Annotated in this window: 9 protein-coding genes; 4 read left to right on the forward strand and 5 right to left on the reverse strand. The window is 63.3% G+C overall.

Annotated elements, in window-relative coordinates; genetic code table 11:
* Positions 1 to 210: 210 nt before the first annotated feature.
* Positions 211 to 2,697, forward strand: a complete 2,487-nt coding sequence (locus CAF53_RS11055; RefSeq protein ID WP_242443419.1) for a TonB-dependent receptor — start codon at positions 211 to 213, stop codon at positions 2,695 to 2,697.
* A gap of 268 nt (positions 2,698 to 2,965) precedes the next feature.
* Here CAF53_RS11055 and istB read toward each other — a convergent pair whose 3' ends face one another.
* The 5 genes from istB to CAF53_RS11080 all read right to left on the reverse strand — a co-directional run bounded on the left by istB (position 2,966) and on the right by CAF53_RS11080 (position 8,807).
* Complete coding sequence (gene istB / locus CAF53_RS11060; RefSeq protein ID WP_066698823.1) at positions 2,966 to 3,694, reverse strand: IS21-like element helper ATPase IstB; 729 nt, start codon at positions 3,692 to 3,694, stop codon at positions 2,966 to 2,968.
* Positions 3,681 to 5,219, reverse strand: a complete 1,539-nt coding sequence (istA, locus tag CAF53_RS11065; protein WP_066698826.1) for an IS21 family transposase — start codon at positions 5,217 to 5,219, stop codon at positions 3,681 to 3,683. The genes istB and istA overlap by 14 nt, the downstream gene beginning before the upstream one ends.
* A gap of 75 nt (positions 5,220 to 5,294) precedes the next feature.
* Positions 5,295 to 6,314 (reverse strand): transposase, encoded by a 1,020-nt coding sequence (locus tag CAF53_RS11070; RefSeq protein ID WP_100238076.1) that lies wholly within the window; start codon positions 6,312 to 6,314, stop codon positions 5,295 to 5,297.
* A gap of 232 nt (positions 6,315 to 6,546) precedes the next feature.
* Positions 6,547 to 8,067 carry a fumarate hydratase gene (locus CAF53_RS11075; protein WP_100238077.1) on the reverse strand — a complete coding sequence of 507 codons (1,521 nt, stop codon included), beginning with the start codon at positions 8,065 to 8,067 and terminating at the stop codon, positions 6,547 to 6,549.
* Between the two features lie 98 nt (positions 8,068 to 8,165).
* Positions 8,166 to 8,807, reverse strand: coding sequence for a glutathione S-transferase family protein (locus tag CAF53_RS11080; protein ID WP_100238078.1), 642 nt, complete (start codon positions 8,805 to 8,807; stop codon positions 8,166 to 8,168).
* Between the two features lie 504 nt (positions 8,808 to 9,311).
* On the opposite strand from CAF53_RS11080, the gene CAF53_RS11085 reads away from it, so the two are divergent.
* The 3 genes from CAF53_RS11085 to CAF53_RS11095 all read left to right on the forward strand — a co-directional run bounded on the left by CAF53_RS11085 (position 9,312) and on the right by CAF53_RS11095 (position 12,888).
* Positions 9,312 to 11,276, forward strand: a complete 1,965-nt coding sequence (locus CAF53_RS11085) for a ribonucleoside-diphosphate reductase subunit alpha (protein ID WP_100238079.1) — start codon at positions 9,312 to 9,314, stop codon at positions 11,274 to 11,276.
* Between the two features lie 61 nt (positions 11,277 to 11,337).
* On the forward strand, positions 11,338 to 11,769 hold the full coding sequence (locus CAF53_RS11090; RefSeq protein ID WP_100238080.1) for a DUF559 domain-containing protein: 432 nt from the start codon (positions 11,338 to 11,340) through the stop codon (positions 11,767 to 11,769).
* 63 nt (positions 11,770 to 11,832) lie between these two features.
* Positions 11,833 to 12,888, forward strand: a complete 1,056-nt coding sequence (locus tag CAF53_RS11095; protein WP_046763624.1) for a ribonucleotide-diphosphate reductase subunit beta — start codon at positions 11,833 to 11,835, stop codon at positions 12,886 to 12,888.
* Position 12,889: the final 1 nt, after the last annotated feature.

The raw sequence follows: 12,889 nt of genomic DNA on the forward strand, positions 1-12,889 counted from the left end.
AGAGCATTTCGCAGAAAACAAAAGGATGGAATCCCGCCCTCAATGTTGCTGTACTGCAACAGTCGGACATAATTATACACTCGTCCGGCGAAGGCTGCTCCTCGTCACCAAGCCGCCACAATCCGGCTCTAGCGGCCGATCCGGTTCCGCCAGCAGGCCGATTGCGGCCGTCTCGGTGGAAGACGCACCAGATATTTGGGGGAAGTCATCTTGGCCAAATTCCATTTCGGGCGGTCCGCCCTGCTGCTGTCCACGGCTCTGGGCGCGCTCGCGTCGACCGGCGCAGCCCATGCACAGGATGCCGCCGCCGGCGGCGCGCTGGACGAGATCGTCGTCACCGCGGAACGCCGCTCGGAAAATCTCCAGAATGTCCCGGTATCGGTGGGTGTGGTGCAGGGGGATGCGCTGCGCAACCTGACCTCCGGCGGCGGCGACATTCTCGAACTCGCCGCCCGCGTGCCCGGCCTCTATGCCGAAACCACCACTGGCCGCATCTTCCCGCGCTTCTACATTCGCGGGCTCGGCAATATCGACTTCTATCTCGGCGCCTCGCAGCCGGTGTCGATCATCCAGGACGATGTCGTCCTTGAACATGTCGTGCTGAAGTCGAACCCGGTCTTCGACGTCAACCAGGTGGAGGTGCTGCGCGGCCCGCAGGGTTCGCTGTTCGGCCGCAACACCACGGCCGGCATCATCAAGTTCGACACGATCCGCCCGACGATGGACTGGCAGGGCCGCGCATCGGCCAGCTACGGCAGCTACAACACCGTGACCTTCGACGGCGGCATCGGCGGTCCGATCGTCGCCGACAAGCTCGCCTTCCGCGTCTCGGCACTCTACCAGCATCGCGACGACTGGGTCGACAATGTCTATAGCGGCGCCAGCGCCGACGGCACCGTCTCGCCCAAGAAGGACGCCATGGGCGGCTTCAACGAAAAGGACGTCCGCGTCCAGTTGCTGATGACGCCCAACGACACGCTGTCGATGCTCACCAGCTTCCACTATCGCGACTATGACGGCACCTCGACCATCTTCCATCGCGGTGCGCTGGTGAAGGGGTCGAACAGCGTTTCCGCCGAGCCGCGCACCAGGATCGCCCTCGACGAGGCGCACAACAATCCTCAGGCCTACAAGACCTATGGCGCGTCGGAAAACATCGCGCTGGACTTCGGCCCGGTCACGCTGACCTCGATCACCGCCTATGAGACGACGAAGGGTTACAGCCGGGGCGACACCGATGGCGGCGCGGCGGCCAATTTCCCGGTCGGCGGCGTTCCCAACGGCTTCGGCCAGAGCCAGGGCAATGTCCGCGACCTCGACCAGCTGACGCAGGAGGTCCGCCTGGCCAGCAACGGCAACAGCGCCTTCAAATGGCAGGTCGGCGGCATGGTTTTCGACAGCCGCGACGTGACCGATTTCTACCAGCGCGCCTATTTCCTGACCACCGCTGCGCATAATCCCAACAACTGGGTGCGCCTGCGCAACGTCAACACGAGCTGGGCATTCTTCGGCCAGGCAAGCTATGAGATCGTGCCCGGCCTGACGCTGACGGCGGGCGGACGCTATACGGAAGACAAGAAGTCCACCCGTCTCGTCCGCGCCACCGCCAATGCTGCGGGCCTCTCCACCTATGGGGGCCGCCGCTACGTGAAGCTGAAGGGCGACGAGCCGAGCTGGGACGTCAGCCTGCTCTACGCGCTCAGCCCCGAGGTCAGCCTCTATGTCCGTGTCGCGCGCGGTTTCCGCGGCCCGACCATCCAGGGCCGCTCGGCGGTGTTCAACAGCGACTTCACCACGGCGGATTCGGAAACGATCATGTCCTATGAAGGCGGCATCAAGACCAGCCTGCTGGACAACCGGGTCCGCTTCAACCTGACCGGCTTCGCCTGGAAGGTGAAGGACATCCAGCTCAACGGCAATGACATCAACGGCAACGGCGTCCTGTTCAACGCGAAGGCGGCGAAGGCCTATGGCCTGGAAGCCGATCTGGAAGCGCGTCCGTTCGAGAACCTGACCCTGTCGGCGGGCCTCAGCCTGCTGCACACGGAAATCGATGACGCCAATGCCGAAGCGCAGGTCTGCGCCCTCAACGGCGCGGTGGTCTGCACGGTCGAGAATTCGCTGCGCACCGTGTCGACGGCCTTCGGTCCGGTCTATCTGGCGAAGATCGACGGCAACCCGCTGCCCAACGCACCGAAATACACGGCCAATATTGCGGCCCGCTACGACCTTCCGCTCGGCAATGGCGGCAAGGCCTTCATCGCGACCGACTGGAACATCCAGGGTTATACCAATTTCGTCCTCTACAAGACCAAGGAGTTCTACTCGAAGGGCGATTTCGAAGGCGGGCTGAAGATCGGCTACACCGCGCCGGGCGGCCGATATGAGATCGCGGCCTTCGCCCGCAACATCACGAACGAGAAGAACCTCAAGGGCGTGATCGAAAATTATATGGCGGCGGTCTTCAACGAACCCCGCATCATCGGCGTGTCGCTGAGCGGCAAGCTGGAGACCCGCAAAAACCGGGTAATTTCTGGCGAAGCGGGCTGGTTTGATGACGTCGAGGCTTCGGGGCGCAAGAACGGCATCGTTCGGAGCGATTTCCACGATGCCTGGCGTTGTTTTCGCCGGTTTGGCTGGCTTGCAGACAGAGTCAGCCCCTGCATTCCCGGCGTTCGTGGAAGATCAGGCGGTTGAAGTTGTAGGCCAGGTTGCAAAGGGTCAGTTTTGCCTCAGCGCGGGCCAGGCCGATGGTGCGGATGTGTAAATAGGCGTCGAACCGGGACCCCATATCGGCGTCGAAGAGGGACCCCCTTTGGTGATGTCGGGCGGTTGTCCCGGTAGTCCATAGGAGGGACCCACGGCCGACGCCGCGCGCCTCCCCAAGCGCTGGCGGTGGCGGCCGTGGGAGGTTCCTGTGGACCCACCGGGTCAACCGCCGGGTGGGGGGTCCGGGGGGAGGGTTTTAGCTGCGGTTCCTGAGCCGCCAGCTATCGTTGCCGGTCTCGACGATGTCGCAGTGATGGGTGATGCGGTCGAGCAGCGCGGCCGTCATCTTCGGGTCGCCGAACACGGTTGGCCATTCGCCGAACGCCAGGTTGGTGGTGATGATCACCGAGGTGCGCTCGTAGAGCTTGCTAACAAGGTGGAACAGCAGTTGGCCGCCGGAGCGTGCGAACGGCAGATAGCCGAGCTCATCGAGCACGACGAGGTCGAGACGCGAGAGCTGGGCCGCGAGTGCGCCGGCCTTGCCGAGACGGCTCTCCTCCTCGAGCCGGTTCACCAGATCGACGGTGTTGAAGTAGCGGCCGCGGGCACCGGCACGCACCACGCTGGCGGTGATGGCAACCGCAAGATGGGTCTTGCCGGTCCCGGTGCCGCCGACCAGGACGATGTTGCGCTGGCCGGGCAGGAACGCGCCAGCATGGAGCGAGCGCACCAGCTCCTCGTTGATGGGCGTGCCTTCGAACACGAACGCGTCGAGGTCCTTCACCACCGGCAGCTTGGCCGCACTCATGCGATAGCGGATCGATGCCGCGTGGCGGTGAGCTGCCTCGGCACGCAGCAGATCGGTCAGGATCTCCATGGCGGTGCGCTTGCGCTGCACGCCGGTGGTGACCGCCTCATCGAACGCGCTGGCCATGCCCTTAAGACCGAGGCCGCTCATCGCGGCGATCATCTCATGCCGCTGCACGGGCGCCTCGCAGCAGGTCGTAGCGGGCGCAGTCGGCGGTCGGTGGGTGGCTGAGCGCGAGTGCGTCGGACGTGGTGATCGTCCTCGGCCGGGGCGGCTCACGCCGCCGCGCCAGGATGTTGAGGATCACATCGTCGCTGGCAGCGCCGGCAGCAAGCGCTTCGCGGATCGCAGCCTCGACCGCCTCAAGGCCGTCGGTGAGCACGGCGGACAACACGCGCACGAAGCGCCGGTCGGCTTCATCGCCAGTCCCGAGCTTGCGCCTGAGCCGTGCAAGCGCTGGCGGCAACTCCCAGCCCTGGAACGGTGCCCCGTTCCTGAGTGCGCCCGGCTTCTTGGCCAGCACTGGCAGGTAGTGCCAAGGATCGAGGATCATCCGATCCCGGCCGAAGAAGCGGGGATGCTCGGCCACGACCTCGTCGTCCAGGCGGACCACGATCCGGTCGGCGTAAGCGCGCACCTGCACCGCCCGCCGTGCCGCCTTGGCCATGACCGAGTAGCGGTTGCGGTCGAAGTTTATGAGGCAGGTGCCGGTCACCGCGTGCGGCGTCTCGTGGAAGCCGTCGAACGGCGCCAACATCGCCTGGAGCGCCGGACGTTCGGCGTCCCATGCCTGGGCGATGGTCAGCTCCTTCTGATCGGGGTGCTGGTGCAGCGCCGCCCACCGGCGGCACTCCGCCTCCAGCCACCCGTTCAGCTCCTCCAAGCTGGCGAAGCGTAGCCGGGGCTGGAAGAACCGCCCGCGCATCGTCTGCACCTGATGCTCAACCTGGCCCTTCTCCCAACCTGCTGCCGGCGAGCAGGCGGTGGGCTCGACCATGTAGTGGTCGGCCATGATCAGGAAGCGCCGGTTGAAGACCCGCTCCTTGCCAGTGAACACGGTCGTCACCGCGGTCTTCATGTTGTCGTAGATCCCGCGCGTCGGCACGCCGCCGAAGAACGCGAACGCCCGCGCATGGGCATCGAACACCATCTCCTGCGTCTCACGGGGATAGGCTCTCACGTACACAGCCCGCGACGCGCACAGCCGCATATGTGCGACCTTCACGCGCATCGGCTTGCCGGCGATCTCCACATCCTCGTGGCTCCAGTCGAACTGGTATGCCTCGCCGGGCCGGAACATCAGCGGGATGAACGCCGCAGCGCCGTCACCTGCATCCTTGCGCCGCTCGTCCAGCCAGCGCTTCGCATAACGCCGGACAGCATCGTAGGAGACCGTCAAACGCTCTCCTGAGCTTGTCGGTAGGCCCTCGCGCACCAGCAGATCGTGGATCCGCGTCATCCGCAGCCGTTCGCGCCGGGGCCGCACCTCGTTCTCGGCCAGCAGAGCGTCCAAGCGCTCCTGGAAAGGGCCGATCCGGGGAAGTGGCTGCACCGAGCGCCGATACGCGAAGCCCGCCTCAGGAGCGCGGATCGCCTTCCTCACCACTTTGCGCGACAACCGCAGATCCCGCGCGATCGCCTTGATCGACTTGCCATCGGCGTGCTCGCGCCGGATCCTTACTACCGTCTCCAAAATCAACATCCCGATCCCGCCGTCTGGTCATCACCAAACGGACGCACCTAAACCATCGAGATGGGGGTCCCTTTTAGACGCCGATCACCCCCATAACGGGGTCCTTCTTGCACGCCGATCCACAGTGCGGATGAACAGGTTGAACCGGTTCTTCTGATGCGCGAAGACATGCTCGACATGTGCACGGATCGAGGATTTGGCGGCATTGGCCCGTGCGGTTGCCTTCGACATCGGCTTGCCCATGGGTTTGCGGCGATGAATGCGGGACGTGAGCATCTGATCCGACAACCACTTCTCGTTGCGCCTGGATCGATAGGCACTGTCAGCCCATACCTCGGAACTGGTATTGTCCGTGCTGACGACCTGTCGGAGAAGACGCCCGTCCGCCGCTGACGCCGAAGTCACCGCCATGCCTCGGATGAAGCCGAAGCGTCGGTCGATGCTGATGTGAGATTTATAGCCGAAGACCGGCAGGGCGATCATGGGGAGCGGCGTCCCATCCGCCCGATACCGAACTTTCCCGCCGACCTTGAGGGTCCAGCGGGCGTCGGTATCTTTCTGTGCTGCCTTGTTCGGCTCGTCCGGCCAGATATCTCTGGCGCTCTTGCCCGACTTGATCGCTTCACGTTCGCCCTCGGTGTTCCGCTGTCTTGGTGCAGGCACCAGCGAGGCGTCCACGATCTGCCCGGACATTGGAATGTAGCCCTTCTTCTGGAGTTGCCAGTCAAAGGCCTTCATCACCCGCTTGAGCGTTCCCGTCTCGGTCAGGCGATTGCGAAAATGCCGGATCGTGTTCTCATCCGGCGTGCGATCCCCAAGCGACAGTCCCAGAAACCGTAGCCAACTCAGCCGATCGCGGATCATGAACTCCATCCGGGCGTCTGATAGATTATGCTGCGCCTGCAGGATCAGGGCCTTGAACATCATCACCGGATCGAAGGGTGGGCGTCCGCCTTTGGCTCCATCGCCATAACCAAGTCCTTCGACCAGCCACGCCCGGAAATACTCGAAATCCACCGTCTCCTGCAAAACCTCAAGCGGATCGCCCTCCTTGCTCAATGCCTCAAGGTGATCGCTCAAACTGAACAGGGACTTGGGATCCATAGCTGGCCTCCGTGATCGCGCGCCCTCAGTGAATCATTATAGCCGTCCAAACGCTACCGGTTTTTGCGGGTCTCCAGCTGTAAGGTTGGCGGGGGGGCGTCCCAACGGGCGCGCTCCCTACCGCATTCGTTCCGGCGCGGTAGAAAGGACTTTGCGGTAAAAAAGAAAAAGCGCGCTGCTCGGTTTTTGGCAGCGCGCTTTTCATGGTCCCGTCCGGTGTCGCGAAAGGGGCTTACGCCCCTTCGAGCAGATGCTCCTTCCTGATCTTCTCCTGCCACACCAGCGGGGCGAGGCGGTGGACATTCTGGCCTTCGCTGTCGACCGCGACGGTCACGGGCATGTCCTGCACCGTGAATTCGTAGATCGCTTCCATGCCCAGATCCTCGAAGCCCACGACCTTGGCTTCCTTGATCGCGCGCGCCACCAGATAGGCCGCGCCACCGACTGCCATGAGGTAAGCGCTCTTATGCTTGGCGATCGAGTCCGTCGCCGCCGGACCGCGCTCGGCCTTGCCGACGCAGGCGGCCAGGCCCTGTTCCAGCATCATGTCCATGAACTTGTCCATGCGGGTCGCGGTCGTCGGACCGGCCGGGCCGACCACCTCGTCGCGCACCGGATCGACCGGGCCGACATAATAGATGACGCGGCCCTTGAAATCGACCGGCAGTTCCTCGCCGCGGGCCAGCATGTCCTGGATGCGCTTGTGCGCGGCGTCGCGGCCGGTCAGCATCTTGCCATTGAGCAGCAGCCGGTCGCCATGCTTCCAGCTCTGCACCACTTGCGGAGTCAGCGTGTCGAGGTCGACGCGGATCGCTTCCTTGCTCGGCTTCCAGTCGACCTGCGGCCATTCGCTGATCTTCGGCGCTTCCAGATAGGCCGGACCTGACCCGTCAAGCGTGAAATGCGCGTGCCGTGTCGCCGCGCAGTTCGGGATCATCGCCACTGGCTTGCCCGCCGCATGGCAGGGATAGTCGTAGATCTTGACGTCGAGGATGGTCGAAAGCCCGCCCAGGCCCTGCGCGCCGATGCCGAGCGCATTGACCTTGTCGAAAATCTCGATCCGCAGGCGTTCAATATCGTTCTGCGGCCCGCGCGCCTTCAGCTCGCCCATGTCGATAGGCTCCATCAGCGATTCCTTGGCCAGCGCCACGGCCTTTTCCGCCGTGCCGCCGATGCCGATGCCCAGCATGCCGGGCGGGCACCAGCCCGCGCCCATTTGCGGGATCATCTCCAGCACCCAGTCGACGATGGAATCGCTGGGGTTCATCATCTTGAACTTGGTCTTGTTCTCCGACCCGCCGCCCTTGGCCGCGACGTCCACGATCACCTTGTCGCCCGGCACCAGTTCGACGTTCAGCACGCAGGGCGTGTTGTCCTTCGTATTGACGCGGCTGAACGCCGGGTCCTTCAGGATCGATGCGCGCAGGCGGTTTTCCGGGTTCAGATAGGCCTTGCGCACGCCCTCGTCGATCACGTCCTGCATGGATCGGCTGTTGTCGTCCAGGCGGCAGTCCATGCCCCATTTGACGAAGACGTTGACGATGCCGGTGTCCTGGCAGATCGGGCGATGCCCTTCGGCGCACATGCGGCTGTTGGTCAGGATCTGGGCGATGGCGTCCTTGGCCGCCGGATTGGCTTCGGCGTCATAGGCTTTGCCCAGCGCGCGGATATAATCCATCGGATGATAGTAACTGATGAACTGGAGCGCGTCGGCGACGCTCTCGATCAGATCGGCGGTCTTGATGACGGTCATCTACCCTGGTCCCTAGTCTAGTCTAAGGCCCGCCCTGCACGGCGGGTCCATGCAGGCGCGGCTATAGGCCTTTGGCCGCCTGAGTCCAGATGGTCGGCTCAACCATGGGCGTAGGGGAAGAGATGCCACCACGGCTCCTTCTCCTTGAGCACCCGCGCAAAGCTCTCCCGCGCCTCCAGCCGGTCGAGATAGGCGCCCAGCCCCGGAAAATCCTCGCGCAGCGGCACGATCCGGTCCGCGTAGAAGAGCGCAGGCGCCGCCGCGCAGTCCGCCAGCGTGAACTCCTCCCCCGCCGCCCAGCGTCGCCCGGCCATCCGCGCCTCCAGCAGCGCATAGGCCCTGCCCAGCAGCAACTTCGCCTGTTCGACCGCGTGGGGATCGCCCGCCACGCCTTCGGGCCGGATGCGGTCCCCGACGCAGGTCTGCACCGGCGTCATCACATAATTGTCGAACAGCCGGTCCATAAGCCGCACCTCCAGCGCGACATCGGCATCCGCCGGGATCGCGCGGAATGGCCCCGGACAATGCCGGCCCAGATATTCGACGATCACGCTGGTTTCCGCCACCACCCTGTCGCCATCGCGCAGCACCGGGAATTTGCCCAGCGGCCAGAGCGCCAGCCATTCCTCCGCGACCTCGGGCGCCTCCAGCATCTTCGGCACGAAGGCGGTGCCGTTTTCATACAGGGCGATCAGCACCTTCCAGCAATAGGATGAAAGCGGATGATAATAGAGAATCATATCGTCGGTCCTTTGGGTGGCGTTTCGGCACCCGCTCTTGTCCCACCACCCACATGGCGTCATTGTCCGGTCACATCCGGCCTGGGATGAATCGGTTGTTCCCCATAAATAGGTGGCAAGCCAAATTTATTTTCTGATCCAAATTGTTCCCCTTGCCTTTTCCGCACCTCAGGAAAGTCCGTGCGTCGCTGCGATGCGACGTGCCGAGCTGTCGATGAAATGAGTCGCAGCGTCGACGAACCGAGTCCCGGAACTGTCATTTACCCCCTTGCAAGCAAATGAAGCTGTGGCACTATCCCTTGTATCAGGTTAACGGGGGTTACCCTACAGATTGTGATCGCGCCGACCGGGCTGATTCCCGGGAGGGGGGTGTTTTTGCCCTTGTGATCCCGTCTGCCAGCCCCATCTCCGTGCCTGACCGGGACGAAAATGCGAGTTTCTTTCGGCCCGGCCGGCGGCGGCTTGACCGAATCGAACGGAACGAGAACATTCGGGGAGCTGGTCATGGATTTTCGAGACAGCGAACAGGTGAGTGCAAGCGACGTGGCAACCGTGATTGACGAAGTGGTCGAAACCGTGGCGGAAAAGAAGAAGGCCCCGACCCAGGTCGAGAAGGCACCCCAGGCGGATGCCGTGTCCGGTGTTGCGCCGATTTCCTCGTCCAGCGTGCTGGACCGCCGCTTCCATGTCACGACCGATGCCAGCCGCGACGCGCTGCTGACCGATTTCGGCAAGGACACGCTCCAGGACCGCTATCTGCTGCCCGGCGAAAGCTATCAGGACCTGTTCGCCCGCGTCGCCGCCGCCTATGCCGACGATGCCGATCATGCCCAGCGCGTCTATGACTATATTTCGCGCCTCTGGTTCATGCCCGCCACGCCGGTCCTGTCGAACGGCGGCACCGGTCGGGGCCTTCCCATCAGTTGCTATCTCAACAGCGTCGACGACAGCCTGGAAGGCATCGTCAACACCTGGAACGAGAATGTCTGGCTCGCCTCGCGCGGCGGCGGCATCGGCACCTATTGGGGCAATGTGCGCGGCATTGGCGAACCGGTCGGTTTGAACGGCAAGACCAGCGGCATCATCCCCTTCGTCCGCGTGATGGACTCGCTCACCCTCGCGATCAGCCAGGGCAGCCTGCGCCGCGGCTCGGCCGCCTGCTATCTCGACATCTCCCACCCGGAGATCGAGGAGTTTCTGGAAATCCGCAAGACGTCGGGCGACTTCAACCGCAAGGCGCTGAACCTGCACCATGGCGTCCTCCTCACCGACGAGTTCATGGAGGCGATGCGCGACGGCAAGGAATTTGCCCTGCGCAGCCCCAAGGACGGCTCGGTACGCGGCAGCGTCAACGCCCGCGCCCTGTTCCAGAAGCTGGTCGAGGTCCGCCTCGCCACCGGCGAGCCTTACATCGTCTTCAACGACACCGTGAACCGCACGATGCCCAAGCATCACCGCGATCTCGGGCTCAAGGTGTCGACCTCCAACCTCTGTTCCGAGATCACTTTGCCGACGGGTCGCGACCATCTCGGCAATGACCGCACGGCCGTCTGCTGTCTCTCGTCGCTCAATCTCGAAACATGGGATGAGTGGAAGGACGACAAGCAGTTTGTCGAGGATGTCATGCGTTTCCTCGACAATGTGCTGCAGGACTATATCGACCGCGCGCCGCCGGAAATGGCGCGGGCGAAATATAGTGCGAGCCGTGAACGGTCGGTGGGCCTGGGGGTCATGGGGTTCCACTCCTTCCTCCAGGCCCGCGGACTCCCCTTCGAAGGCGCGATGGCCAAGTCGTGGAACCTGCGCATCTTCAAGCATATCCGCGCCAAGGTGGACGAGGCCTCGATGCTGCTCGCTAATGAACGCGGTGCCTGCCCCGATGCCGAGGATATGGGCGTGATGGAGCGCTTCTCCTGCAAGATGGCGATCGCGCCCACCGCGTCGATCAGCATCATCTGCGGCGGCGCCTCGGCGTGCATCGAACCGATCCCGGCGAACATCTACACCCACAAGACGCTGTCCGGCAGCTTCGCGGTCAAGAACCCCTATCTGGAAAAGCTGTTGGTCGAGAAAGCCAAGGACAGCACCGCCGTCTGGAACTCGATCCTCGAAAAGGGCGGCAGCGTCCAGCATCTCGACTTCCTGACCCAGGAAGAAAAGGACACGTTCAAGACCAGCTTCGAGATCGACCAGCGCTGGCTGCTCGAACTGGCTGCCGACCGCACGCCCTATATCGACCAGGCCCAGTCGCTGAACCTGTTCATCCCGGCCGACGTGGAAAAATGGGACCTGCTCATGCTCCACTATCGGGCGTGGGAACTGGGCATCAAGTCGCTCTATTATCTCCGCTCGAAATCGGTCCAGCGCGCCGGCTTCGCAGGCGGCGTGGAGGCTGACAACACGATCGACGCCCCGAAATTCGAAATCGGCGAGACCACCGACTATGACGAGTGCCTCGCCTGCCAGTGAAGCCACCAATCCCTCTCCTTCCAGGAGAGGGAGGGAGCCGCGCAGCGGCGGAAGGGTGAGGATGATGCGCAACTATCGCGATCTTCCTTCGGGCTCGGTAGGCCGAGCCAAAACTCTCCGCCGCAACGCTACGGAGTCGGAAAAGCGCCTCTGGAACGCCCTTCGCGAAAAGCTCCCCGGAGTGAAATTCCGCCGTCAGGTTCCGCACGGCCCCTATGTAGCGGATTTCCTGAACTTCGCAGGCAAGCTCATCATCGAGGTCGACGGCGCCACCCACGCGGAACGCACCGAACAGGACGCCACCCGCACCCGCTATTTCGAAGCGCAAGGCTATCAGACCCTACGTTTCTGGAACCATGAAGTGATGGACAATCTCGAAGGCGTCCTCACCACCATTTCCCTCTCCCTGCGGGAGAGGGAAGGAGGCGCGAAGCGCCGGGAGGGTGAGGGCGACGAAGCTGTCCAGAAAACACCCTCACCCTCCCACGCCTGACGGCGCGGGCCCCTCCCTCTCCCGGCGGGAGAGGGGTATAAGAGAATATTCGGAGTAACCACCATGCCTCTTCTTCAAGCCAGCAAGGTCTACAAGCCCTTCGAATATCCCTGGGCCTATGAATTCTGGAAGCGCCAGCAGCAGCTCCATTGGCTGCCGGAGGAAGTGCCGCTGGGCGAGGATTGCCGCGACTGGGCGCAGAAGCTCAGCGACCATGAACGCAACCTCCTGACCCAGATTTTCCGCTTCTTCACCCAGGCCGACGTGGAGGTGCAGGACTGCTACCACGAAAAATATGGCCGCGTGTTCAAGCCGACCGAAATCAAGATGATGCTGACCGCCTTCAGCAACATGGAAACGGTCCATATCGCCGCCTACTCGCACCTGCTCGACACCATCGGCATGCCCGAGAGCGAATATAGCGCCTTCATGCAATATAAGGAGATGAAGGACAAACACGACTATCTCCAGCAATTCGGCGTGGACACGGACGAGGACATCGCCAAGACGCTGGCCATGTTCGGCGGCTTCACCGAGGGGCTCCAGCTCTTTGCCTCCTTCGCCATGCTGATGAACTTCCCGCGCTTCAACAAGATGAAGGGCATGGGCCAGATCGTGAGCTGGTCGGTCCGCGACGAGACGCTGCACTGCGAAGGCATCATCCGCCTGTTCCACGCCTTCGTGAAGGAACGCGACTGCCTGACCCCGTCCGTCAAGGACGACATCATGGACATGTGCCAGAAGACGGTCCGGATCGAGGACGCCTTCGTCGATCTCGTCTTCGAAATGGGTCCGGTGCCGGGCATGACGCCCAAGGACATCAAGAAATATGTCCGCTACATCGCCGACTGGCGCCTGGGACAGTTGGGCCTGAAGCCGATCTACATGATCGACGAGCATCCGCTGCCCTGGCTGACCCCGCTGCTGAACGGCGTGGAGCACGCCAACTTCTTCGAAACCCGCGCCACGGAATATTCGAAGGCGGCGACCCGCGGCCAGTGGAACGATGTGTGGGATGCGTTCGACCGCCGCTCCAAGCTCAAGGGCACCCCCGCCGCCAACGCCGACGAAACCGCCGACCCGGACATGTTCAAGGCAGCGGGCATCGCGGCGGAGTAAA

The sequence above is a fragment of the Sphingobium sp. LB126 genome (genome assembly GCF_002795205.1).
GTDB classification, from domain to species: Bacteria; Pseudomonadota; Alphaproteobacteria; order Sphingomonadales; family Sphingomonadaceae; genus Sphingobium; species Sphingobium chungbukense.